This window comes from Rhodopirellula sp. SH410, assembly GCF_055811895.1.
Map to the genome: position 1 here is coordinate 2,573,982 of NZ_CM147949.1, position 25,541 is coordinate 2,599,522.

Annotated in this window: 21 protein-coding genes; 9 read left to right on the forward strand and 12 right to left on the reverse strand. The window is 58.9% G+C overall.

Annotated elements, in window-relative coordinates:
- The first annotated feature begins 151 nt into the window (after positions 1–151).
- Positions 152–2,317 carry a tetratricopeptide repeat protein gene (locus SH410x_RS09505; protein ID WP_473676267.1) on the forward strand — a complete coding sequence of 722 codons (2,166 nt, stop codon included), beginning with the start codon at positions 152–154 and terminating at the stop codon, positions 2,315–2,317.
- A gap of 215 nt (positions 2,318–2,532) precedes the next feature.
- On the opposite strand, the gene lptE is transcribed toward SH410x_RS09505, so the two are convergent.
- From lptE to SH410x_RS09525, 4 genes are all read right to left on the reverse strand, one after another.
- Positions 2,533–3,069 (reverse strand): LPS assembly lipoprotein LptE, encoded by a 537-nt coding sequence (gene lptE, locus SH410x_RS09510; protein WP_473676268.1) that lies wholly within the window; start codon positions 3,067–3,069, stop codon positions 2,533–2,535.
- A 5-nt stretch (positions 3,070–3,074) separates the two neighbouring features.
- Positions 3,075–4,157 (reverse strand): tetratricopeptide repeat protein, encoded by a 1,083-nt coding sequence (locus SH410x_RS09515; protein ID WP_473676269.1) that lies wholly within the window; start codon positions 4,155–4,157, stop codon positions 3,075–3,077.
- A gap of 301 nt (positions 4,158–4,458) precedes the next feature.
- The gene (recO, locus tag SH410x_RS09520) at positions 4,459–5,304 is read right to left on the reverse strand and encodes a DNA repair protein RecO (RefSeq protein ID WP_473676270.1); all 846 of its coding nucleotides are present in this window, start codon (positions 5,302–5,304) and stop codon (positions 4,459–4,461) included.
- On the reverse strand, positions 5,301–5,657 hold the full coding sequence (locus SH410x_RS09525) for a hypothetical protein (protein ID WP_473676271.1): 357 nt from the start codon (positions 5,655–5,657) through the stop codon (positions 5,301–5,303). Before SH410x_RS09525 ends, recO begins: the two co-directional genes overlap by 4 nt.
- A 203-nt stretch (positions 5,658–5,860) precedes the next feature.
- Here SH410x_RS09525 and SH410x_RS09530 point away from each other — a divergent pair, with 203 nt between their 5' ends.
- From SH410x_RS09530 to SH410x_RS09555, 6 genes are all read left to right on the forward strand, one after another.
- Complete coding sequence (locus SH410x_RS09530; RefSeq protein WP_473676272.1) at positions 5,861–8,845, forward strand: COG1361 family protein; 2,985 nt, start codon at positions 5,861–5,863, stop codon at positions 8,843–8,845.
- Between the two features lie 328 nt (positions 8,846–9,173).
- Positions 9,174–10,607 (forward strand): sulfatase family protein, encoded by a 1,434-nt coding sequence (locus SH410x_RS09535; protein ID WP_473676273.1) that lies wholly within the window; start codon positions 9,174–9,176, stop codon positions 10,605–10,607.
- Positions 10,608–10,724: 117 nt separating this feature from the next.
- On the forward strand, positions 10,725–12,251 hold the full coding sequence (locus SH410x_RS09540; RefSeq protein WP_473676274.1) for a DUF58 domain-containing protein: 1,527 nt from the start codon (positions 10,725–10,727) through the stop codon (positions 12,249–12,251).
- 264 nt (positions 12,252–12,515) lie between these two features.
- Complete coding sequence (cysS, locus tag SH410x_RS09545) at positions 12,516–14,135, forward strand: cysteine--tRNA ligase (protein WP_473677282.1); 1,620 nt, start codon at positions 12,516–12,518, stop codon at positions 14,133–14,135.
- A complete protein-coding gene (ruvC, locus tag SH410x_RS09550; RefSeq protein ID WP_473676275.1) occupies positions 14,117–14,647 on the forward strand; it encodes a crossover junction endodeoxyribonuclease RuvC in 531 nt (176 codons plus the stop codon). Before cysS ends, ruvC begins: the two co-directional genes overlap by 19 nt.
- Before the next feature lie 241 nt (positions 14,648–14,888).
- Positions 14,889–15,560: a rhamnogalacturonan acetylesterase gene (locus SH410x_RS09555; protein WP_473676276.1), complete on the forward strand. Its 672-nt coding sequence runs from the start codon at positions 14,889–14,891 to the stop codon at positions 15,558–15,560.
- Here the strand turns inward: SH410x_RS09555 and SH410x_RS09560 are convergent.
- Genes SH410x_RS09560 through SH410x_RS09585 form a run of 6 tightly spaced genes read right to left on the reverse strand, consistent with a single transcriptional unit; the run spans position 15,550 to position 21,183 of the window.
- Positions 15,550–16,404 (reverse strand): sugar phosphate isomerase/epimerase family protein, encoded by an 855-nt coding sequence (locus SH410x_RS09560; protein ID WP_473676277.1) that lies wholly within the window; start codon positions 16,402–16,404, stop codon positions 15,550–15,552. The genes SH410x_RS09555 and SH410x_RS09560 overlap by 11 nt on opposite strands.
- A gap of 9 nt (positions 16,405–16,413) precedes the next feature.
- Positions 16,414–17,574, reverse strand: a complete 1,161-nt coding sequence (locus tag SH410x_RS09565) for a Gfo/Idh/MocA family protein (protein WP_473676278.1) — start codon at positions 17,572–17,574, stop codon at positions 16,414–16,416.
- 55 nt (positions 17,575–17,629) lie between these two features.
- Positions 17,630–18,688: a TIGR00266 family protein gene (locus SH410x_RS09570; RefSeq protein WP_473676279.1), complete on the reverse strand. Its 1,059-nt coding sequence runs from the start codon at positions 18,686–18,688 to the stop codon at positions 17,630–17,632.
- A 6-nt stretch (positions 18,689–18,694) separates the two neighbouring features.
- A complete protein-coding gene (locus tag SH410x_RS09575; protein ID WP_473676280.1) occupies positions 18,695–19,381 on the reverse strand; it encodes a TIGR00266 family protein in 687 nt (228 codons plus the stop codon).
- Positions 19,382–19,387: 6 nt separating this feature from the next.
- On the reverse strand, positions 19,388–20,044 hold the full coding sequence (locus SH410x_RS09580; RefSeq protein WP_473676281.1) for a TIGR00266 family protein: 657 nt from the start codon (positions 20,042–20,044) through the stop codon (positions 19,388–19,390).
- Positions 20,044–21,183 (reverse strand): M48 family metallopeptidase, encoded by a 1,140-nt coding sequence (locus SH410x_RS09585; protein WP_473676282.1) that lies wholly within the window; start codon positions 21,181–21,183, stop codon positions 20,044–20,046. Before SH410x_RS09585 ends, SH410x_RS09580 begins: the two co-directional genes overlap by 1 nt.
- A gap of 156 nt (positions 21,184–21,339) precedes the next feature.
- Between SH410x_RS09585 and SH410x_RS09590 the strand changes: the two genes are divergently transcribed.
- Both SH410x_RS09590 and SH410x_RS09595 read left to right on the forward strand, forming a co-directional pair.
- Positions 21,340–21,753, forward strand: coding sequence for an HPF/RaiA family ribosome-associated protein (locus SH410x_RS09590; RefSeq protein ID WP_473676283.1), 414 nt, complete (start codon positions 21,340–21,342; stop codon positions 21,751–21,753).
- Between the two features lie 98 nt (positions 21,754–21,851).
- Positions 21,852–23,108 (forward strand): DUF4013 domain-containing protein, encoded by a 1,257-nt coding sequence (locus SH410x_RS09595; protein WP_473676284.1) that lies wholly within the window; start codon positions 21,852–21,854, stop codon positions 23,106–23,108.
- Positions 23,109–23,313: 205 nt separating this feature from the next.
- Here SH410x_RS09595 and SH410x_RS09600 read toward each other — a convergent pair whose 3' ends face one another.
- Together SH410x_RS09600 and SH410x_RS09605 are read right to left on the reverse strand one after the other, a co-directional pair.
- Positions 23,314–24,753, reverse strand: a complete 1,440-nt coding sequence (locus SH410x_RS09600; RefSeq protein WP_473676285.1) for a class I adenylate-forming enzyme family protein — start codon at positions 24,751–24,753, stop codon at positions 23,314–23,316.
- Entirely contained in the window at positions 24,750–25,538 is a 789-nt protein-coding gene (locus tag SH410x_RS09605) for a TrmH family RNA methyltransferase (RefSeq protein ID WP_473676286.1), read from the reverse strand. Before SH410x_RS09605 ends, SH410x_RS09600 begins: the two co-directional genes overlap by 4 nt.
- Positions 25,539–25,541 lie beyond the last annotated feature (3 nt).

Here is a 25,541-nt window from a genome sequence, read left to right on the forward strand (position 1 = left end):
GCGACGGGCCGGTTTCCGCGGCGAGATGTTCGGGGCTGCCTGCCTGCTCACTAAATTGCCGTTGCCCAAACTGACCGTGGCTTGGGAGGCCGGCAACATCGTGGTAAGTTGCCACGGCAACCGATTTCACGTTTCTTCCCAAAGTGACCTTATGTCGATCGACACCTATGCCATCTGCCCCTGCGGCAGCGGTAAAAAAATCAAATTCTGCAAATGCAAGGATTCCGTGCATGAACTCGATCGGGTTTTGACCATGATCGAGGGCGGTCAACTCGTGCCAGCCCTGGATCGATTGGCTTCGATTCTCGAGCAACACCCTGATGCGGCTTGGGCGCTTGCGGTCCGTGGGCGCTTGCTGATGGATCTGCGCGAATACAGTGGGCTGACGGAGAATGCCGAGCGTTTTTTGCGGCTACAGCCCGCCAACCCGCTCGCTCTGACGCAGAGCGCCGCGGCGGCGATGTTTTCCCAGGATCTCGGCAAAGCGACCGAGTTGATGCTCGAAGCGCTGACCGAGAGTGGGCAAAATGTGGATTCGTACGTGCTCGACGTCGCTTCCTTGTTGGCGTACGGATTGGCGGGCAACGGGATTTTGCTGACGGCCCGAATTTACGCGACCTTGGCGTTTGTGTCGGTGGGTTACGAGGGGTCAAAAATCGCCGCCAATGTGTTGGAGCAAATCAATCGCGACCCGGCGGTCAATCTGTTGGCGAAGGTCATGCCCGAGCCGCTCCCACGACCCGACGATGTCGATTGGGCGGAGCGTTTCGACGAGGCCAAGTTGCTCTTGGCGAACAACAAGATTGCCCTTGCGCAGAACAAACTCGAGTCGCTGCAGCGGGTCGCTCCTTCGCAGCCCGCGGTGCTGTCGGGGTTGCTGACCTGTGCACTCTGGCGAGGCGATTACGAGCAGCAGATTGCTTTACTGGAGAAACTGTCGCAGTGTGAAACACTGTCGGCCGATGAGCGTGCTCGCTACCTCGCCACATCGTTCGTCGTGGGTCCCGATTCTGAACCCGTCTCGGTTGAGAAACGCTCGCTCAAAGCCGACATCGAATCGCTTGATGAAGCGACCATGGCATTGTCGTCCCATGCGAGATTTGCAGATTTACCGGCCGAGTTCCTACAGCAGCTCAAGGGTGACAGTGAAATCGGGCCACGGGGGGCGTTCCAGTTACTCGATCGCGATCCCCCACCGGCCGCCGCTGGCATTCCTAGCGATCTGAACGACGTTCCTGAATCCATCGGCCTGGTGACGCTGTATGGTCGTGAGACGGATCGTGCGGCGCGTGTCGTGGTTGTTGGTGTGTCCGCTCGATTTGAACAAATCGCTCGTGAACAGCTCGGGCTCGCCCTGCCGGGACTGCATTTCGAATCGGAGCGTGAGGGCACCTTGCCGCTGCATTATGAGGCCATGATCCAACCGGGAGGACTGACGATTACGGATGCTGAGGCATTTGACCGATTGCAGCAGGAGCTGTTCCAGGCCCGTGCGGTAGCAAAACTTTCCGAGACAGCCATCCCGCTGCTGGGTGATCAGTCGCTCAAGGATTCGGCAGATGACGATTCGAAGTGGTTGCAGCGGGCGGCGTTGATCCGCTACATCGAAGGCGAAGACGCCTTGATCTCGCGTGACGAAAATCTGATCGAGCGGCTGTGTGAGATTGGTAATCGCCCCGCCCCCGAGTGCCTTCAGCCCAGCGGGGACGACGTCGAAAATATTCCCGCTTACGATTTGAATCGGATTGATCCGTCGGGCGTGGACACTGAAAACCTGATCTACTTGATCCAGCGTGCGCAGCAGGTCTCGGCGGCCAAGATTGGACGTCGCGCCTCGCGTCGGTTGCTCGAGATCGACTTGTCAGAACAGGGAGAGATCGCGGGTGCCAAATTGGTAGCGTATTCGTTCCTGATGCAATCAGCCACGAATTCCAAGGAGGCAATCGAAAACTTGGAGGCCGCCAAGGCATACGCGAAGACGCAGTCAATCTCGACCGCTTCGTTGTTGCTGGCCGAAGTGCCGCTTCGGCTGCGGGCTGGGGATAGTGAGAAGTTTCAGGAATGTGTTCAGACCATTGCTCGGGAGCATGGGCAGGACCCCGAGGTGATGGGGCGCCTGCAGCAACTCTTGATGCAGTTCGGCTTGATCCGCCCAGACGGTTCGCCGGCTCAAGCTCCACGCGGGGCATCACCGCAGGGCGATGGCGGTGGGTTGTGGACACCAGGTGGCGGAAGTGCTCCTCCGGCCGCGCCCGCTGGCGGAGAATCCCAGCCAGCGGCTGCTCCGAGCAAGCTGTGGGTTCCCGGGATGGACTGATCGTCGCGAGACGATCCTCAGCGACTTGGCTGGCTGAGCGGTTGGCCGTTGGGTTTACGAACCCAACGGCGTCCACGGAAACCGTTTGCAAGGTGAGCGGACGGTACTCACCGCGGCCATGAAACGTGCAAAACGGTGGGCAGGGGCTGCGGCTCTTCCGGTCGAAGCCCTTCCAATTTTGGGCCCTTCCGATTTAGGCCCGCTCGTCGGGGTGCTTACCAGCGGACTTCCATTTGACCGACAATCCGGGCGGCGAGGTCCTCGATCGCCTGTTGCATCGCCGTGTCAACAGATTGACCGGCTTCGGGGACAAAACGTTCATTCTGAGTGAACAGAATCGCTAGGTCATCGGTGGGCACGATGGAGTTATTGAATAGCAATTGTCCCTGCCGATTGGTCCACGAGGCGCGGACTTGGACGCCGCCATCGAGCGCACGCGGATAATCCTCGTGCGTCTCGCTGAGCACCGTTTTCGCCTCACTGATGATCTCGCACTTCAGCGTGGTGTCAGCCGACGGGTCCGCTGTGACTTTATAGGGTGTCCGCAGTTCGATTTCGCGAATCAATGCTTCGGTCAGTTGCAGGCCCAGGTTATGTCGTACCGTGGCGTCACGAACGACCGGAACGTGGACCGTGCGAATTCCTGGCGGAAACAAGGCTGCATCCCCAAAACGGTAAGGCGCGCAGCCCGTCAGGGGGCAAAGGGCGAGCAGCATTAGCAAACCTGCCCAGATCGGTGGAGGGACAGCCATGATTTTCACCGGAGCATCGTCTCTTTATTGTCGCCCTGCTGGGATTGGAATTTCGTGATCAACGGTGGCGATCGCTCGCTGTCTGGAAAAACCGCTTTGAGCCAGGTCAGCCGTTCGGGCGGCAGCGGTGGCAGGTCGGCGATGCGTTCGAGATGCTCGCGAGCTTGATCGGCCAGCGGCGTGCTCGGATAGTCGTCAAGGATGTTTTGGAAGTACTTCGACGCAGCCCGGTTCTCCCCGCGTTTTTCGCGGTATCGGGCACGTTCGAACAAGTGTTCGGCACGACGGTAGGCAACTTCCGCGGAGGCTCGCGCGATCATCTCGGAGATCTCTTCGTCCTGCATCTTCTCAGGGAACCGTTGGCGAGTCTGGGTGATGAGTTTCTCGGCTTCTTCGAGGACCAATCCGCTGTAGTGAGGTCCACCGTAAATTTCGAGTTTCGCGCGAATACCCAACAGGTGAGCGACAAAGAAATGGTCGCTGTCAGGAAACGTGTCCCGCAGGTCGTTTAGGAATTCGTCCGCCATCTCGTAGTCACCCTGTCGGATGTACTCGGCTGCGGCGGCCATGGTGGCGTCATCCGCGAGTCGCCCGGTCGGGTCGTCATAGCGAATTTGGTCGAGCACTCGGATCGCATGCCCCTCGGTGTCCAGGCGCGGACGGGTGGGGTCGAATAGATTGATCGACCACCAGCTGCGGGGATGCGCCTTGTCGGTATCGATCCAGTACTGCGTAATTTCAAAGAGGCGTGAGGCCACGCGATCGCTGTGTCGGTTCCGCGGGAAGTCTTTTTGGAGCTTTTGATAGACATCCGTCGCGTCGGGCAATTGGTCAGCGAAAAATAGGCTTTCGGCTTGCATGAACAGCGCATCTTGGGCGAGTGCCGAATCGGGTTCGGCTTCTGCAGCTCGTTCGAAAGATTTGGCGGCTTTGGCAAACTCCGCTTTTTCATCTCCCTCATTTTCGCCATCACGGGCGATCGAGCTTGCCTCCAGGGCAGCAGCACGAAAAATCGTGTCCGCTGTCTGATAGAACTCGCGCGCTCGGACCGGATCGGGCTGCTCTCGACCGGTGAGGAAACGGGCCATACGATCGGCCCGCTTCTTCGATGATTCCCAAAACGAGTCGTTTGTTTCTTGCGGGTCGCTGATTTCTTGAGCGTACAGTGACAGCGGGGCGCAACCGACACTCACCACCACGACTAGAACCGCGATGAGTGGGGACCGTGGCGGTGTCCGGCTATATGGGTAGGGTGCAGGCCTGCACCGAAATCCGTGGCGGTGACGCCAAGCTAGGACTCGCGATGGTTTCGAAATGCGGAGGTGCTTCTGATCGGGCATCAATATTCCATCATGATTATCGGATCGCTGTGGTGCCTGAGCGGCCCCGTTAGCGAATCGTCGTGGGCAGGTAGGGTTGCATCCGAAGTGACCGGCCCAACAACGCCTGCATATATCGACTGATTAAACCACGCAGTTCGGGATACGAAGTTTCGGACACTCGTGGCAACAGCGAACTGAGCGGAAAAACGTGTTCTCTTTCGCCGATCCCAATTTTTAGTTCGGAGTCAGCGATATTGGCCGGCGTTTGAAGTAGTTCGGCGAGCGTTCCTACCGCTGGTTTGCTCAATAGCACGAGCGACGCTTGGCGAGGTCGACAGTTCGTGCACACCACCCCGCCGCCTTCGATGGAGAACGCGACATGACGTGTCTCAGCCGACCCGGACGCTTCACTCAGTTTCAGGCCGCAGACACAGCAAACCGCTGTTGTGGGGGCATGCCCCAGTAACCGCAGGCACTGGCAATCGAACGCCAGCAAGGTTTCAGCGACGGGGCCGTTGCCATCAATCAGAGCGAGCGCTGAGAGCGTCAAGTCAAAAACAGCTTCGTGGCGCTCGGCATCGTCGAGCCACCATCGCAGCGTCTCGGCAAGGTAGTAGCCTGCGTAGGTGCGACTGAGCGATCGTTCGCCACCACGAAAGCGTCGTCGAAGTTTTGATTCCGTCAACAGATCAAGCGTGTCGCCCGGTTTCGCAATCAGCGTCACCCGGCACACCGAGAGTAGGTCGAGAGAGCCTTCGAAGGGACCCTTGAGCCGGCGGGCTCCTTTGGCGAGTGCCGAAATTCGCCCCAGATCGCGTGTCAGCAGCGTCACAACGAGACTCGTCTCGCTGAAATCCACCAATCGCAATACGACTGCCGTGGTCGAATGATGGCGTGTTGAAATGGCATTCAAAGATCGTCGTCGTCGCTCGAGTCGGCGGTTGCGGACTCACCACGACTGCCCAGAGACGCGAGTAGTTCACTCATTTCCGCGGCAGCATGCGAATCGCCTTGCCGACGCGCCTCCTCGATCCCGTCCCGCAGCAATGTGCGAGACTCGTTGATTCGGTCCAGATCGACTAACTGCTGAGCCGCCATGAAAAATGCGGGGACGTAGGGCGTTGCGTCCCGAGTCAGCTCTCCCAAGCGTTCCAAACTCTCGGCATGGTTGCCCTCACTGCGATGCTCCATCGCTAATGAGTATCGCAAGAACGTGTCGTTGGGGTCGTCCAGGAGCATCGCTTCGATTTTTTCGCGTCGGGACATATGTTTACAGCGAGTGGAGAGAGGTGAGGTGAGGTGAGGGGGAGTGGCGGCTCAACGGAAGCATTTATCGTCACTTTGAGAAGCTGTCACAACCAGGTTTTCCGGAGAAATCGATACAAGCGGCAAAATTCATTCAGAATGGGCGAGTCGTCTGACCGATACCACGATGGAACCATCCTTTCGTGTCTCGAGGCGAGAATCCAATGACCCGCAATTTTCCGTTTCCTCAATTGAATTCGCAGCGCCGATCCAGCCGCTTCGCCAATTTGTTGGCTGCCACCGTCGTTTCGAGTTCTTTAGGTCTGTTCAGCAGCCAACCGGTCGCTGCCCAGTCTCACGATCATTCCCAGGAAATTCGGCAGGTCGCGGGCAGCGGACGTTCCGGTGGCATCTTTAGCGGTTTGTTTAGCCGCGGCTCGGATGACGATGGTCACAGCGATGAACCCTATCGCAAAGCCACGCCCGTACCGAGCGATCGCGAGGTGAATTGGAACGGGATTCCGTTCCATAACCCCAACGAGAGCCACACCGCGTCGACACCGCAGGCACCGATTCGTGATCCCGGCGCCAGCAATCGTCGGGCGCAGTCCGCTCAAGCTCCACGCCCGATGTCGAGCGCGGCGACCACCACGCGATCGGCGGTCCCGACGCGATCGGCGGTCCCGACGCCACCCTCGGTTGCCACCTCGACACCTCGCCGAATAACGACGAAAGTTGAATCGGGGGCGACCGCGCACATCAGCAGCAGTGGACGTCCCGAACCACTGTCGGTCACCCAGAGCAGTCGTCGACCGCCGACTCTGCAGCCCAAATCGGTCACCGCGAGTCTTGAAAGCACATCGCCCGCATTGGTAGCCAAACCGAATACGGCCTCCGTCGCCGTGGATGTCAAACCCGTGGAGTTGGTGCCCAAGGTCAGCCGCAAGCTGATCCGCAGTGCAACCCCGGCGGTCATTGCGAAACAGGAAGACGCACCGGCTGAGGAAGCCGTCGCCGCCAACGAATCGAGGTCCTCGCGCCGTGACGTCGCGATGGCGGAAGAATCACCGCGGAAACTTGAGACGCCCAACGCTGCTGCACCACATGTGGCACGGCGAGAAATTCCGTCAGCATCGCTGGCATCCCCGACGCCGATCAGCGACGCGAGCGACGAAGATCAGTCGCTCGCAGCCGCACCGACCGCACCGCCACAGGTTGCCGAGTCCAACCCAGCATCGTCGAAGGCACAGACGCGAGACCTGCCAGAGGCGGTTGCCTCGGCCAACCCAACTGCCACGCTCGGTACACCGACGCTGGCCCATGCAGCACCCGGGGCGGCCGATTCAAGTGTCAGCCGCATGACCACCGTGGGCCCGAACGGAAGCGACGAAGCGACGGCCGGATCGTTGGCCGCTACAGGTGACGTGGGGGTTGCCCTGCATCCGATCAGCGATCGATTGCCTGTCGATGAACCTAGTAACCCGCACAGCGGCGCGAGTGTTCAGCCGGCCCCGCAGTTCGTTGTTCAGGGCGACGCATTTGGACCACGCGCCCAAACTGCCGCCGGCACGACGCAGCCCAACTATCACAGCACCGGATTCGGTCACAACGAAATGGGTGAGGTTCCGTTCGCCGACGAAGCTGAGGTTTCGGACACCAACGATCATGCCGAGGCACCGGCCACTGCCGCGGCGCATCCCAACACGATGCGAACCACGGCGCCGTCCACCATGCCGCATGGTTCGAGCGTCCCCACACCTGCTCACAACGTCGCCGCGAACTCGAATACCTCCGCGACTGAATTGCCGGGGATCCGAGTCGTCACGGCAGGCCCACGTCAAGTATCGATTCGACAAACCCATACCTATGAAATTCGTGTCGAGAACCGCGGTTCGATCGACGCCGAAGGCTTGGTCGTTCGCGCTCACATTCCTGACTGGGCGGACGTCGTCAGCCAACAAGCCTCGCGAGGTGACGTTGCCGCCACGACCGAAGATCAAGTTCGCAATCTGAACTGGCGGATCGAACGGCTCGATGCCGGGCAGAGTGAAACGATGAGCGTTCGTCTGAAAGCGGCTCGCTCGGGGACTCATGATCTCGATGTCGACTGGACTCTGGCTCCGCAAAAGCGAGTCGTTCAGGTCACCGTCCAGGAGCCTCAACTCGCATTGACGATTGATGGCCCCGATGAAGTCATCTTTGGTGAATCGAAGACCTATCAAATCCGTGTGTTGAACTCGGGCGATGGAGTTGCTCCCGCGGTCGTCTTCACGCTGAGCCCGGACTCCAGCTCGCCGCAGAGCCAGCGGATTGGGGATATTCCGGCCGGAAAAGAGGCTCAGTTCGAAGTGGAATTGACCGCTCAGGACCTGGGTGAATTGAAAATCCACGGACTTGCCATTGGCGATTTCGAACTCAAAGCGGAAGCCGGCAAGACCGTCCGGGTTCTCGCCGCCGATCTCGAAGCTGTGTTGACAGGTCCCGAGGTGAAATACCAAGACACCGAGGCCGTCTACCAATTGGAACTGACCAACCAGGGGTCCGCCGCCAGCGAGAACGTTGTCGCGACCCTGCAGCTGCCCGTCGGTATCACCTATCTCGGTGGCCTGGAGGGAGCCACGATGATCGACAACCAATTGCGTTGGAAGATCGCTTCGCTGACCCCTGGTGCGGTTCGCAAGTACCAATTCCAGTGCAGCATGGATTCGACGGGATCCCATCAATTTGCATTTGACTGCAAGGGCAGCGCCGCGGGTCAAACCAGCGTCAGCCTCGGCACGAGTGTCGAAGCGATCGCCGACCTCGTGCTGTCGATCGTCGATCCGTCGGCACCGGCACCCGTCGGTGAAGACGTGACTTATGAAATCGTGATCCGCAACCGCGGCAGCAAACCGGCTGTCGATGTCCAGGCCATCGCCCAGTTCAGCAACGGGATCGAACCCAAGCAGATCACTGGCCACGCAGGCAAGGTCGTCACCGGTCAGGTCCTCGTCGAGCCCATCGCATTGATCGAGGGTGGTCAGGAAGTCCGCATGACGATCGTCGCTCGTGCCGAAACGGGTGGCCATCACCGGTTCCGGACTGAGGTTCGCAGCGGAGATACCGTGCTGGTTGCCGAAGAGGCGACCCACTACCTGGCTCCCAAGACACAGCGAATCACACGCCGCAGCGGTGCCCACGCAGAGGAACCAGCCCCGCCTGTGCGTTGAGGTGTTGCAGCCGACCACAGCATCGGGTCACCCGGCGGCTTCGCCCGTCGGGTGACCCTCTCGCGGAAAAAACGCGGGTAGGACGAACTCAACAGCCCGCTAGCGGCCGAGCGGTTGATCGAGGCAAACGCTTTACCAGACCCTCTTCGTGGTGGTGGGGCGAGCCGAGTGACCATGTCTTTTCGCTCTCCGAGCAGGCCACGATCTCGTATTGGTTGGAACGCTTTCCGGCCGCGTTGAATGCATCAACGTGCCACGCCAGAGCAGTGTAAGATAGGTGATCGAGAAATCGACTTCACCACTGAGCTTACCTATCTGGAACGAATTGATGCGTTATTGGGCTATCTTGCTGTGCCTCACTGCATGGACAGTATCGAACGCCACCGCCAGCGACCGGCCGCCCAACGTGGTTGTCATTTTTATGGATGACATGGGCTACGAAGATATCGGACCCTTTGGCGTGCAGGGGATCGAAACGCCCCATCTCGACGCGATGGCAAAGAATGGTCGCCGCTTCACCGACTTCGTCGTTTCATCTGCGGTTTGTTCGGCGTCACGCGCTGCCTTGATGACGGGGTGTTATCACCGCCGCGTCGGAATTTCGGGGGCGTTGGGACCTCAGTCTCGCATCGGCATCGATGCCAACGAAGTCACGTTGGCAGAGGTGTGCAAACAAAAGAATTATGCGACGGCGATCTTTGGCAAATGGCATTTGGGGCACCATCGGAAATTTCTGCCCCTGCAGCATGGCTTCGATGAGTATTTCGGGCTTCCGTACAGCAACGATATGTGGCCGTACCACCCCAACGTGCTGCATCTGCCGATGGCCGAGCGACTCAAACGGTGGCCGGATTTGCCTTTGATGGAAGGCAACGAAGTCATCAATCCCAAGGTGACCCCCGAGGACCAGACCCAGCTGACGACCGAGTACACCGAACATGCGGTCGACTTCATCCATCGCAACAAAGAGAACCCGTTCTTCCTGTATGTGCCGCACAGCATGGTGCACGTTCCCTTGTACGTCTCCGACAAATTCAAGGGCAAGAGTTCTCGCGGCATCTTCGGTGATGTGGTGATGGAAGTGGATTGGTCGGTGGGACAAATCAATGCGGCACTGAGAGACGAGGGCTTGGATTCCAATACCTTGGTAATCTTTACTTCCGATAATGGCCCGTGGCTGTCCTATGGAGATCATGTCGGCACGACCAAGCTGCGTGAAGGGAAAGGCACGATGTTCGAAGGGGGGTACCGTGAACCGACATTGATGCAGTGGACCGGAAAGATTCCTGCGGGGACGACCTGCGATCAACTTGCTTCGACCATCGATATCCTGCCGACAGTGGCCGCATTGATCGGTGCCGAATTGCCCGCTCATCGCATCGACGGCAAGGACATTCGTCCGCTGATGTTCGGCCAGCCCGGGGCGAAGTCCCCGCATGAATCGTTCTACTGCTACTATGGCGGGGGGGAGCTGCAAGCGATTCGCAATGCTCGTTGGAAACTGCATTTCCCCCATTCCTATCGCACGCTTGCGGGTCGGCCGGGCGGCACCGGCGGCATTCCCACCCACTATGAAACCGGGAAGATCGGTCTCGCTCTATTTGATCTCGAGAACGACGTCTGCGAGACAACGAATGTGATCGACGAATACCCCGACGTGGTCGCGATGTTACAAAAGCAGGCCGAGGCAGCTCGCGCCGATCTGGGTGACCGGATCACCGGTCGCCCGGGACCAGGGATCCGGCCAGCGGGTCAAATGTAGCGTGTCGCCGCCCCCGGAATAAAAGTCGTGGCAACCGCACGGATCGCCCGACGCCGCGAGATCAAAAGCTCCGTTGGCGATCAACTCAACCGTCCTCTCCCTCACTTCCGCTGTCCCATGCTTCTCCCCCTCGCCGAATTGAGACTCACGACCGGTGTGAAGGAGGATTTTCAGTGGCTGAGCCAATTGCCATGGTTGCTGTTGGTGATGTTGAGCGTGCCGCTGGTGATCGCTGCGATTGGTACTCGGATTTTTCCGACGCGGTTGTGGGCTGGCCTGCTCGCCGTCCCGATCGTGTGCAGTGTGTTGGTCGTGTTCTCGGCCGATTGGATGGTGGTGGTGGCCTTGGTCGATGGATTGATTTTCATCGTGACGGCGATTGATTTTATCTTGCTTTGGCGGGGTAGCGGTGGGGGCTCCTGTACAGGCATTGAGGTCAGTCGCGAAATCGAGCGAGCCGGTTCGCTACACGTTCCCATGGACAGCACGCTGTGCATTCGCAATCGCACCTCGATGCGTTTGGTCGGCGAGTTTTGTGACGATCTTCCCGAGCATTTCACGGCTGAACCTGCGGTGCATCGCCTGGATTTACCGCCTGGTATCGAAACGAAGGCGGTGGGCCGACTGACCGCTCATCGGCGTGGGGCGTTTGAACTGGAGAAATGCTATCTGAAGATCAACAGTCCGCTGCGGCTTTGGCAGCGGCAGGTGACGCTCGCGGTCCCTGACCGGGTGAACATTTACCCGGACATGAAACAGCTTGCCGACTATGCTTTGCTCGCCCGCACCAACCGGCTCAGTCTGATTGGTGTGCGGCGAACGCGGCGGATTGGCCAAGACAGTGATTTCGAGCGGCTCCGCGACTACACGCGTGACGACAACTACCGGCACATCGATTGGCGGAGCACCGCGCGGCGAAACAAACTTACCGTGCGGCAATTCCAGAGTGATCAAAGCCAACGGCTGATCTTCATGCTCGACTGCGGACGCATGATGACCAATCATCGCGATGGGTACTCGTTACTCGATCACGCCCTCAATGCCGCGCTCATGATGGCATATGTGGCGCTGCAACAGGGCGATGCGGTGGGGATGATTTGTTTCAGTGACCGGATCCATGCGTACATCCCACCCCGCGGTGGCGCCAGTCAGATGAACCGTCTGTTGCAAGCAGGGTTTGATCAGTTCCCACGGATGGTTGAGTCGCGGTATGACCTCGCGTTTTTGCACTTGAGTTCGCGCTGCCCACGCCGCTCGCTCGTTACACTGATCACCAACGTGGTCGACGAAGTCAATGCGGAGGTGGTCGTCGACTACCTTTCCAATCTGACAGGGACCCACTTACCGCTGGGCGTATTGCTACGCGACCGCGAGATGTTCGAAGCCGCTGACGCACCTCATCAAGCCGCGACGGCCGCGATGGCCGCGACGCCTGCGGGTGAGAGTCCGCCGCCGGAGGACGAATCGATCGACGAATTCACGATGTACCGCGCCGCAGCGGCGGCGGACATTTTGGTTTGGCGTGAGGAGGTTTTGACGGGGCTGCGACATCGCGGCGTACTCGTTGTCGATGCCTTCCCCGACGAGTTGACCGCCCCGCTGGTCAACCAATATCTCGAGGTCAAAGCCAAGCATTTGTTGTGAGGGGCTGGATGGGAGCGTCCGGCGCGGATTCGGGGGAGGGGCGATCGGCCCCCGCCATGTTCCTCGCCCACGGGGACCGAAGCCGCAGGTGGTTGCAGGGCGCCGTCGGGGGGGCGCGGCAACGAAACGGCATGTGGTTCCAAGATGGACTCGCCCCGCGGCGGCACTCTCCCCTATACTCCCCGATGGAAGCACCCAGGTGTTTTCGCCGACACCCCTGACAACCTACTGACACCCGTCCCTTCCATTTTCTTTCGTGAAATGATGAGTTCGACCGCCACCTCGCCCGCCTCAGCGGAAACTGCTTGCGATTCTCGCCCTTCGATCCGGGTCTACAATACCCTCAGCAAGACGAAAGAGCCGTTTTCGCCGCTGCGTCCGCCGCGTGTGGGCATGTATTTGTGCGGTCCGACCGTCTATGCCGAATCCCATATCGGCCACATGGTCGGCCCGGTCATTTTTGACACGATCAAGCGGTTTCTTACTTATTGCGGCTACGAAGTCACGTTTGTCGTCAACATCACCGATGTGGACGACAAACTGATCAAGAAGAGCCAGGAACGCGGGATCCCGATGAGCCAAATCGCCGTCGAAATGACGGCGGACTATCTCGCCAACCTAAAAGAGCTCGGCGTCAACCAGATCAACCATCTGCCTCGGGCGACCGACCACATGGACCAGATCATTGCGTTCATCGGTTCGCTCGAAGAGAAGGGATTCGCATACGCGGTCGATGGCGACGTATTTTTCGATGTCACCAAAGACGCTGGGTATGGCCAATTGTCCAACCGTAGTGTGGACGCCCAGCAGGGTGAGGGCGGTGGCGCGGCGGCCAAAAAACGCAATCCCGGCGACTTTGCCTTGTGGAAATCCGCTCGTCCGGGCGAGCCGAGTTGGGAGAGCCCATGGGGCGACGGACGACCGGGCTGGCACATCGAATGCTCGGCGATGAGCCACGAGATTCTGGGTGAAACGTTTGACATCCACGGCGGTGGCCTGGACCTGATGTTCCCGCACCACGAAAACGAACGGGCTCAGAGCACCTGCCGCCACGATGCGCCGATGGTCAAATACTGGATGCACAATGGATTGATGCGGGCGGGAGAAAAAGGAAAAATCGGCGGCAAGGGAGATCGTGAAAACGCCGCAGCCGAAGCCACCGAGTCCGTCGAGGATGCCGCTTCGGGGAAAATCAGCCGCAGCAAGGGTGCCGGCGGATTGGCCGAACTGATTCGCACCCAGACCGGCGAGCGGATTCGATTCTTTCTGCTGCGAACCCACTACCGTAGTACGATCATCTACAACGAAGAAACGCTGGCCGAAGCTGGTACTTCGCTGGAAGCGTTCTACCGTTTCTTTGATCGTTTTGCCGAGATCTCGGGTCAATCGTTTTACGAGCTCGATGCACCGAAGCTGCGTACTCAAGGCGAATTCGATCCCGGTGAAGACGAATTGCTACGCGAGATTCACGCGATCCGCAACAAATTTCTTGCCGCGATGGATGATGACTTCAATACGGGCCTGGCCATCAGTGTTCTGTTTGACTCCTTGCGAACACTTAACCGCTACATCGATTCTGAGAAACTCGCCGCCAGCAGTGACGCGGGGTCACCCGCTGTCATCCGGCTCGTGCGTGCCACCACCGTGATTGCTGAATTATCTCGCGTGCTCGGATTGTTCGTACGCCCGCCGATCGCCGCAGGTGGTGATGACTCGGCGACGGAATTGCTCGACGGCGTCGTACGCTTGCTGATTGAGCTACGCAAGGAAGCCCGCGAGCGAAAAGATTACGCCACCGGCGATGCCATCCGTGATCGCTTGACCGCGCTGGGCGTGGCACTTTTGGACAAGAAAGAGGGAACGTCGTGGGAACGCAGCTCGTAACGGATCGCCCTGGTGCGTATCAATGTATTTTGGGGATCGATCCCGGGCTCAATACGACAGGGTACGCCGTGATCTGTCGCGACGGTGGCAGCTTGCGGCTCGTCGAGGCGGGCGTTGTCCGCAGCCGCGCCCGCGACACGCTACCGATGCGTTTGAAGGAGCTCAGTGACGGGGTCCGTGAAGTCATCGCGGCGCATCCGATTGACGCCATGGCGCTCGAGCAATTGTTCTCGCACTATGAGCGTCCCCGCACGGCAATCTTAATGGGACACGCCCGCGGTGTGATCTGCCTCGCGGCGGGCGAAGCGGATCTGGCAACCTGTCACTACGAACCGACCCGCGTGAAGAAAGTCATGACCGGTAATGGTCGCGCCTCGAAGACGCAGATGCAGCTCGCCGTCAAATTACAGCTCGGTCTCGAATCGGTACCCGAACCCAATGACGTTGCCGACGCCATGGCGATTGCCTTGACGGGACACTATCTAGCAGGCAACCCGCTAGCGGCCTGTTGATTTTGTCTGGCAACCGTGAGCCGAATGCCGGCAAGGCATTCGGTAAGCACGCCCGGGGAGATCATGCGCTAACATGCGGCATCACACGCTCCGCCGTGTGTTCCACGGCCCGCTCCGAACCGACTATGATGCTCGAAACAGGGTAACTACCTGCGCCAGCAACGCATCGCAGACCGCTTCGACTTCTTCTCCAACATCACGCCGCATCATGCTGAAGCACACATCCATCAGACTCTCGCTATTGATTACGACCCTTTTCGCGTTGATGAGCGCAAAGACGCACGCGGAGGAACTTACCATTGGACTGATTGGCGACTCGACCGTCGCGACGACGTACGGTTGGGGGCCCGCATTGGCAGATCGGCTCCGTGAGAAAGCACTGGTTGTCAACGCGGCCAAGAACGGTGCGACGCTGCAATCGTTATCCAACAAATTGGACGACTTGTTGAAACAAGAACCGGACTATGTGTTGATACAATTTGGGCACAACGACCAAAAGAGATACGGGCCAGACGTCTATCGCGATCGACTGACATCGTATGTCGAGAGGGTGAAGGACGCCGGTGCCAAGGCGATCGTTCTGAGTTCGGTGACCCGCCGCAATTTTGGTCGGGACGGAAAAATTGAACCACGAGAAAGCGGCCTGAAAGCCAATCTTGGCGCCTACGCAAAGGCTGCGCAGGAGGTGGCGCAGGCACAAAAGGTCATCTTCATTGATCTCAACGCGATCAGTGTCGAGCATCACAACCGGATCGGCCCCGAGGCGACTGCCGCGTATAACTTTAGCGAAACCGACACCACTCACTTCAGTCCTCAGGGTGCGGCGGCGATCGCGGATTTGATTCTTCAGGAGCTGAAAACGAAGGCACCCGAGATCGCCCATCTCGCCAACGGTGACGCTGTCAAACAATAGGCCCCGCCGCGTCGGAGCGGATTTCGTGTTCGTATCGCTCCACGATTCGATCGAGAAAAACGCACTGGTCCTCGGCCCAGTGTTCAGCGGAGAAAATTTCGACTTCGTTCCAGCCGTGGAAACCGGCCGCCTCGACTTCGTTCCGGAGGCCTTTGAGATCGATGCATCCATCGCCCATGAGCGCACGGTCGGTTAGCAGATCTCGCGTGGGAACTCGCCAATCACATAAATGAAATCCGAAGATCCGGTTCGCGCGACCGAGCAGTTGAATCTCGCGACTCAAGTCAGGATCCCACCAGACGTGGTAGACGTCGACTGCCACACCAACGAGCGGATGATTCAGCGACTCGCAAATCACTCGCGCTTCGGCGATGCGATTGATGCAGCTTTTGTCGGCAGCGTACATCGGGTGCAGCGGCTCGATGGCAAGTTTCACGTTGGCGTTTTGTGCGTCGGCGAGCAAAGCTTCGATTCCGTCGGCAACCCAGTCGCGTTGGCGAGCGAGTGATTCGCCTGGTTGCGCGCCGACGACGAGCACTAACATTTCGGCATCGAGGGCAGCGGCGGTCTCGATCAAGCGGCGATTGTTGTCGATTCGACTTTGTCGTTCGGGGCGATCGGTAGCGCAGAAAAATCCGCCCCGAACGAGAGCGGGAACCTTCAGACCGGCGTCGTCAATGATTCGTTTCGCCTGAGCTGTGGTGAGACCCTCGAGCGCCTCCACCCAGACACTGATTCCAGCGATGCCACGCTCGGCATACGCCGCAGCCGCAGCGGCAAGCGACAACGGTTTCGTTGTCTGGGTATGCACGGCTAAACGGCTCAGTGGTTTTGTATCTGTCATCGCGTTGGGTTAGTTTTCGACGGTGATCCACTTCTGTTCACGCGAGGAGGCTTCGCCTGCATTGGCCAGGGCCACGCCGGCCGCTCCGCTGCGCAGTGTCCACGGGAATGCATCACCCGCCACCACGTGTCGCAGGAACAGCTCCCACTGGATTTTGAACGCATTGTCGTAGTGTGTCGAGTCAGGCAGTTGTTGCCAACTCTCGTAGAAATTGATGGGTTGTGGGATATCGGGGTTCCAAACCGGGCGGGGCGTCGCCGCCAGGCTTTGAATCCAACATTCACGCAGTCCTGCAACCGCAGATCCTGTGGTGCCGTCGACTTGCACTGTTAATAAATCATCGCGTCGGACCCGTGTTGCCCATGAGCTGTTGAATTGGCACGTGACTCCATTTTCGAGCAAGAACAACGCATATGCTGAATCGTCTGCCGTGCACGGGTAAGGCTTGCCGGACTCATCGATACGCGTGGGGAGATCCGTGGTCGCATGCGCGAGTACTCGCCTCACGGGGCCGAAGAGATCGTTAATCAGGTATTGCCAATGGCAGAACATATCAATCATCATCCCTCCGCCGTCTTCGCTGCGGTAGTTCCACGACGGGCGCTGGGGTGGTTGATTGGGCTCGTCTCCGGTGAAAACCCAGTATCCGAAATCGCCTCGCACACTCAGGATGTCGCCGAAGAATCCTTGATCGCGAAGCATTCGTAGTTTGCGAATCCCCGGCAACCAGAGTTTATCTTGCACCACGCCATTTTTAACGCCGGCCGCTTCGCACTCATCGGCGAGTTGGAAGGCCTCTTTGGCATCGATCGCAATCGGTTTTTCGCAATAGATGGCTTTTTGATTCGCAATCGCTTTGCGAATGATGGAAGCCCGCATTTGGGTACTCGAACTATCGAAAACGATATCCGTTGCCTGATCGGAAATGACGGAATCCACATCCGTCGACCAGGGTACCGACTCCCCGATCTCTTGCTGGCCGATGGTTTCGGCTAATTGACGCAGACGCGACTCGTTTCGCCCGAGCAGAATTGGTTTGATGCGGACGGTCTGTCCGTCGGCCATCATCACACCATCTTGCCGCATGATGGCCAGAATCGAGCGAATGTAATGTTGATTCGTGCCCATACGCCCGGTCACACCGTGCATGGCAATGGTGAGTGTTTTCATGAGTCTGGATTGCTGGTGAAGGGGCGTGGAACCTCATCGTCGCGCGAGCGGAAACTCAATTGCTCTTGGTCGGGCGGAAGCTGTGAGCCCATGAGAGGAACGATTTGACTTGGCGTGTTTGGACCCAGACCCGGCCCGTGCCTGAGAACTGGCACACGAGTCCCTCGCCGCCGAAGAAGAACGATTTGATTTTGCCAGCCGTCCGCAGGCCCGGCAGCACGGTGACGCGGTACTGCAGCGATTCTTCGAAGGCGACGATGTACCCCGTGTCCACGATGAAGCCCTCCGTGACGTCGATCGGGATGATGGCTCCGTAGGAATTGAAGAAAATATCACCGGTGCCGGTCGCTTTGAGTAGCACGAGTCCCTCACCGCTGAAAAAACCTTTCGCTCCCTGCCACTTTCCAGAAACTTCGACACCTTCACTGTTGAGCATGTAGGCGCCGCGTTGCAGGTACAGGGTATTGCCTTCGAGGCGATGGTAGGCCACGTCGCCTGCTGCACCGCCCGCGAACAGTACCTCACCGGGCCCCTGCTGGGCTGTGAATGTGTTGATGATCAAGCTTTCGCCACCGAGCAGGCGGCCGAGTGTTTTGCCCATTCCGCCTTTGAAACCGGCTTCCAAGTGCATGGAAGGCGTCATCGAAACCATCGCAGATGGTTCGGCGAACACTTTGCGTCCTTGCGGTATTTGCACACTGACGATGGAGAAATCAGGCCGTTGGCTGATTTCGTATTGCATGTGACTGGTGGTCCCCCGCAAGGTTTGAGATGCCTCACCCCGACCGCGGCCACCCGCAGATTTTTCGACAGGACCCCCTGAAAACGCGGCCGGTGGCCGGACCGGTGGCAAACCGGTGGCAGCGACTCGAGCCGCGCCCGTTGGAGCTGGTTTTGCAACAGGCTGCGGCCGTGGCGTGGGCGGTGGTTGGATCGCTGCACCGGGGGCAGCAGGTTGTCGCGCGCTCGCCCGCGGCAGGGATGCGTCCTCGCTTGGCGATGGTGAGGGGACCGCCATGATGTGGCCACACTCCTTGCACTTGGCGCGTTTGCCAGCGAATTTGTCGTCCAAGCGGTAGCGTTTTTGGCAGTTGGGACAGGCGATACTGATCATGGTGCTTTATCGTGCCTTGAGTTTAGGGCCGAGCAACTTGCCGAAGCTGGGGGGATTATGGCTTTGGCAATAAAGCTTGCCTTGGCCGCTGAATTTGCATACCAGACCCTCGCCGCCCAGAATGCTGCCCACGAGGCTGGTGCCCGCTTTGCCGATGCGGAACTGCAGCGTGTCGTCAAACGCGACGATGTGGCCGGTATCGACGACGTACTCGCCGTTAACATTCACTTCGTAGATCGAACCGAAGCTATTGAGGAACAGGTCACCGCTGCCACTACACTTCACCCAAAACATCCCCTCGCCGCTGAACAAAGCTTTACCGAAACCCTGCCAGGTCGCGTCGATCTCGATGCCGACGGCCGATGCCAACCAACTCGACCCCTGCACGATCAGAGTGCTGCCGGCGAGTGGGTAATGCATGATATCCCCCAACAACCCAGGGCCAATCATCAGCGTTTGGTTCGCATCGGTAGCGGTGAAATGGTTGAGAAAGAAGTTCTCGCCGGCGAACATGCGTTTGAGACCTTTGGCGAGACCACCGCCACCGCCACCTTTATTCCGCGAGGTCGTCTCGACGTTAAAGCCGCTGGTCATCGCGATCATCGCGCCGACCTCGCAGGTGATCGATTCGCCGGCCTGCATGGTCAATTTGGCAATGGACATCGCCGGTTGGGCGAGCAGTTGATGTTGCATGATGAATCAATAGAGATGCGAATTGGTCCACGCAGCGAGACCGTCAAACGATCGCGACTGCATGTAGATGCGACCAGGACCGGACACACGTGTGACCAAACCCTCGCCGCTGAAGAAACTCGAGAAGAGGCCGCCGGCCATGGCGATTTGAATACCGATGGTCGGTTCGTAGGCGACGAGGTGCCCGGTGTCGACAATATAGTCGCCATCGATCTCTCGTTGAAAAATACCGCCATAGGCACCAAACCAAATTCGACCCTTGCCACTGACCTTGAGCCGAAATAATCCCTCGCGGGCAATGAACATCCGGAAACCCGCCCAACCCAAACTCAGCTTCACGCCCGGTTCGCAGGCGATGAATGCGCCCGGTTGCAGGAACATGGTATTGCCATTGAGTTCGAGACACTGGATATCGCCCGGGAACGGTTGGGTGAGCACAATGTCGCCACCGCTCTGTGTTGAAAACGTGTTGACGAACATCGACTCGCTACCGAAGATCCGTTTCAGCACACCGTTGAGAAAACCGCCACTCCACTGGGTTTTCATTTCGATCGAAGCGCTCATGCTGGCCATCGCATCAGCCTCAGCGATGATCTCTTCGCCCGGTTCCAGATGCACCCGGATATTGGCGAATGCGGGACGGTCATGAATTTCGGCTTGCATCATTTGTCCTGCGGTTGGTCGGCGGGAAGGTTGTGAAGATGAGTGTGCACATCCGCCCAGTCGATATCGAGGGGGCGATATTCTTGAGGAGGCAATTCTGCAATCTGAGCATCGACTTGGGCTATTCTAGACGCCTCATCCGGGTGCGTGCTCACCCACGTGAAAATTCCCGGCAGGTCGGCATGTTCTTTTCCCATGATCGCAAAGAACTGCGGCATCCCCGCGGGATCAATGGCCGCTTTTTGTAGCATTCGCACGCCCTCGCGGTCGGCCTCGTTTTCGTGTTCACGCGAGTAGTGATTGACCGACGCGGTGTGAAAAAGATCAACACCCGCTCCCATCAATCCGCTGACGTCACCGATCAAGAGGGTTAATCCAGCCCAGATACCGAGCGATTGACCGACTCGCTGCAGACCGTGTCGCATGGTCACGTGTGACATTTCATGGGCCAACACCGCAGCAACCTGTTCGGGATTCTCGGCATTTTCGATCAATCCCGTATAGATGACGATGTTGCCTCCCGGCAATGCAAAGGCGTTGATCGTGGGTGAATCGACGACCTGGACATTGAATTTCAAGCCTTGGATAGCCGCGTGGGGCGCCAATCGATCAACGATGGTTTGCATCGCTCCGACGACGACTTTGTCCTTCACGGGAGGCCCTTCGAGATCCATCGACTTCATCGCCGCGTTGCCAATCTGCTCATCGACACTCGTGGGGAGCGCCAGCACGGCGGCTTTCGCGGCACGACGGATGCCGAAGAATCCTCCGACAATCAACAACGCCATCGCCAGCAGGAACGCCGACGCATAGAACAGGCTGCGCCGAGACTCGCTGCGGCGTTGCCGGTGGGAGATTGCCAACTGTTCATCGAGTGTGCCGGCAGACGCCAGCGATAGGTCGCGGCGAAACTTGGAATCGTCCGAGTAGATCGTGAGCGAGCGATCGGGATTGCGACAAAAAATCATCCGGCCATGGTAGCCACCCATTTCGACTTGGCACTCGCGGTAGGGAATCACAAACGATTCGCCTGTGGGGCAGCGGATCGCAATCCCCGCGGGGACGAGTTCGACCTCCCCCCCGGCGCGCCCGTCGGGGAGAGAATCGCTGAAAACACCTCCTGAATAGGTGGCTTGCATGGTTACCATCTCAATTCGAACGGGGGGGTTGCGGCATGCTGTCACGACGGGGAGATATATTAACGCAACGGGCTGATGTGGTGTGGCGTTTGCACTATAATTTAGCTGGGTGCGGCACGTCGCTCACCCCATCATCACCTGTGAAAGGATGACCAAATGCAGATTCAAACTCACACAGACAACCATATCCGAGGCGGCGAAGCGCTTTACGCTCACGTTCAGGAATCCGTCGGGAGCGCGTTGGAGCGTTACGAGCAGCGGATCACACGGGTCGAGGTTTTTCTGGCGGAGGAGCATGCACCCGACAAGCACGTTGGGGATAATGAAGATCGCGACAAACGGTGTGTGATGGAAGCTCGATTACGTGGTCTGAAACCGATTTCGGTGCGTCACCATAGCACCACGGTTCGGGATGCGTTCGAGGGCGCCGCTGAAAAACTGCGGCATTTGGTCGAGAAAACGATCGGTCGATTGGATCAACGCCGCGACACCGTGACGATCGATGCGGAAATTGACGACGATGCCGAAATTGATGTCGATGTCGATGTCGATGTCGAGTCGGTGCGTTGAGCGACGCGTCGTTCGAACGGTTCGATGCCACTCCGATCGATGGAATGATCGGCCGTCAAATAGGGAATCTCTAACTTGATACCGAAGCAGGTTTCCTGATGAGTTGGGCTAGCACGATCAATCCGACTTCCTCCGTGCAGCATTTGCCGCCGGAGACGGGGGTTGGCGTGCTGCCCGTGGCAGCCAATGTTTCCGAGACGAGTCGGCTGCGACGCGTTTTCTCGCTACTCACCGAGACGGCATGGAATCTTTGGTGCTTGGGGTGGCTGATTGTTTTGTTAGCCGTGGTGACGGCGATCCCGTTGCTGCAGCTCGCCGTGCTGGGTTACTTATTGTTCATTGCGGGACGATTGGCGGGCGGCGGAACGCTGCGGCATAGTCTGCCTGGATTGGCATCGGCGGGAAAGATCGGCGTGATCGCTGCTTCTCTGGGGATCGCGTCATTGCCGATCCGGATGCTCGTCCATTGGGAGTCGGTTGTGGCGATCATCGAACCCACTTCGCGAACGGCGACAACGCTTCGTGTGCTGGCGATTTTCGTGTCCATGCTGGCAACCATCTACCTGTGGTGGGCCTGGGTTCGCGGCGGTCAGTTGCGGCATTTTCTTTGGCCCCAGCCGAAGCGGTTCCTGCGCGAAGCATGGCGTCCGACGACCTGGTCCACCGCGACCGATCGCAGTTGGGATTTTGTGGTTTCGTTGCGGTTGCCGATGCTGTTTTGGCTCGGCACGCGCGGCGCAGTGGGAACGCTGATTTGGTTGTTCCCGGCGGTGGTGATCATGGGCGTCACGCGCGATGGGCAACGGGCTGCCGCAGGCGTCGTAGGCGTGATGGCCTTGCTCACGCTCGGGTATGTGCTGCTGACACTGCCGATGCTGCAGGCTCACTTTGCCGCCGAGAACCGCTGGCGGGCGATATTTCAATGGCGACGCGTGCGGCGTGACCTCCAGTACGCTCCTTGGAGCTACGCGGGAGCGATGTTTCTGACCCTCGTGCTGCTTCCGCTGCCGCTGTATCTGCTCAAGATCGAAGCGACGCCGCAGGAAATTGCATGGTTGCCCTGTTTGATTTTTGTGGCGTTCATGTTGCCAGCACGCATTGCGACGGGCTTGGCGTTGCGACGATGTCGACGCCTGCGAACCGCCGCGGAGGCCGGCCACGAAACAGGCCGCAGTCGCACGCAACGAATCTGGGCCGTCACCTCGCGATGGACGGTTCGTTTGCTGATCGCACCCGCGATCGTCCTGGTTTATCTTGTCGTGCTCGCCGGGAGTCAATACACGAGTTGGGACGGCGTGGACACTTGGGTTCGCCAACACGCGTTGCTCGTCCCCGTGCCTTTTGTGGGGTTGTAGCTGGGCAGTGCGACGTTGGTCATCCGCTGCCACTTGGGTCGATCACGAGACGCGTCAGCGGCCGGAGATGGTGCCGTTCCCCGGCAGTCGGCCCCTCGACTCATCAAGGAACGAGCGGAAAACAAGTGGCCGAACGCTCCGCGGTCGGAATGATCGACCGCGGAGCGTTCGACCACGATTTCAGGCAGTAATTCTCCGCTCGTTCCTAAATATGAGCTTCAAATCGCTGGCGGATGACCTGGCGTCGCGGCGTTTTCTTGGCGGTTAACTCGCCGCTTGCCCGTGAGAGTGGCGGGTTGAGCTGTTCGCATCGAAACGGTGTGTTGGGCGGCAGCAGCGGTTGGATCGTCGAGGCAACTGCATCGTGATCGAGCATCTCGATCTGCAACGCCACAATGAGTTCTTGATTAACGGACAAAATGAGCGCGTATTCACATGCATGTCGCCGCAGGATCTCCTGCTCAATCGTAAAAGGATGCAGCTTGAATCCGTTCTCCAAGACGATCACGTCATCGACACGTCCAAGAATCCGCAGTTGCCCGTCATGCTGACGTTCCACCAGATCGCCTGTATCGAGCCACCCGTCACGATCGATCTTTGCCGCCGTCGCTTCGGGATCATCGAGATACCCCAGCATCACGAGGGGCCCGCGGACGAACAGGCGTCGATCTTCGATTCGGACTTCGCATGCGTTAATGGGCGGGCCGACCAAGCCCTCAGCGGTTCTACCGGGCGAGGAGCTGCAGATGACGGGCGACGTCTCGGTGCACCCATAACCCTGGATGACTTCGACACCGCATCGCCGCAGCCTCGCAAATAACTCGGGGGCCATCGCTGCGCCGCCGCATCCGAGTACGCGTAGCCGATCGAGAGTGTGATCGGCTGCCTCCAGACGCGTGGCGATTTCTCGAGCCACGACAGGGACACAATTGATCATGGTCGGTCGGTTGGCAATGTCGATCTGATCGAGCGCATGTTTGCCATAGTCGAGTGTCCATGAGCAGCCCGAGAGCAGCCACGTCCCCATGTCACAGGTTCTCGCGTATGCGTGAGCGATTGACAACAGTGTCAATCGCACGTCCCCGTGACGCTGGGGTACCCTTCGCAGCTTCGACTTCGCATTGGTGGTGAGATTGTGCTGTGACAACATCACGCCCCGAGGTTGGGCCGTTGTGCCACTGGTCCATAGCACCAGACTCGGCCGATGAATGTCGACACGACTTGCCCAACCGTCGAGCTGGTCCATTGAGGCATCGAAATCGTCATGGAATGGGGGCGCATTCAGACTGGCCGTCTCCCACGGAACACCACCGCTGCGTTGGATGATTTCCTGTCGCACGCCGGCCGGCAGTCTCGCGTCCACCGGGATTTCGATGGCACCGGCGGCGATGCATCCGAGAGCAATCGAGACGTCCGCGGGCGCATTGCGGCTCTCGTAGACGATGCGGATGCCCTCAGCTGTGGGATGGCTGGTCTCGTGCGGGGGCGATTGGTTTGCGAGCCACTCGATCTGTTGACGTGTGCGGTTCACTTCCACGACGAGCTGTGCCCACGTCCGATCAGGTTGGCCGGGAGCACGCAAGGCCACCGCCTCCGGCTGGTTTCGTGCGTTGTGCAAAAACGCATCGAGTAGGTGCCGGCTCATCGAATCTGTTTGCTCAGCTCATACAAAAAGATCGCCCCAGCAACGCCCACATTCAGGCTGTCGGTCGTCTCGTGCATTGGCAGCGTCGTGCGGATACGGCACAGGTCCTGCACGGCTTGGTCGAGTCCGCTCGCTTCATTGCCAACGACCAAGACGGTGCCATGGCCGGCGAGTTGCCCACCGAGCGTGTCGATTGCGAGCGCATCGCGGTCGAGCGTCGTCGCGGCGAACTGGATATGGTCCGCCTGCAACTGTGCAATCTGTTCCAGGGGCTGGTCGAAATGATAGAACCGATGATGAAACACCGATGCCATGCTGACTCGAATGACCCGACGGGCATAGGGCGTGATCGTTTTCGGGCCGATCAAGATATCGTGGACGCCGAGAGCTGCCGCCGACCGCAACAGACTGCCCACGTTCTCGGGATCGCTGATGCCGATCAAGGCGAGCGCCAGCCGGGGCCGCCGTTGGGCCAATTGCTCACACCCGAGCATGGTGGGGCATTCTCCGTGCGCCAGCACACCACGATGGAAATCGTAGCCGGCAATCTGTTCGCCAATTCGAGGGGCCACCACAAACGCGGGCGTCGACGCAGGGATCAGAGCGGCGTATCGGTGTTCTTGACCGGCGTGAAGGAGTAGCGATCGTAACGATAATTCGCTTTGGAGAAGCCGTCGCACCACGAGCGAGCCCTCGGCAATGAATCCATCGAGGGGGTCGCTCATCCGGACATTGCGATAGGCGTCTAAACGCGGGTCCTGGGGGTCGGTGACTTCAATAAACACGAC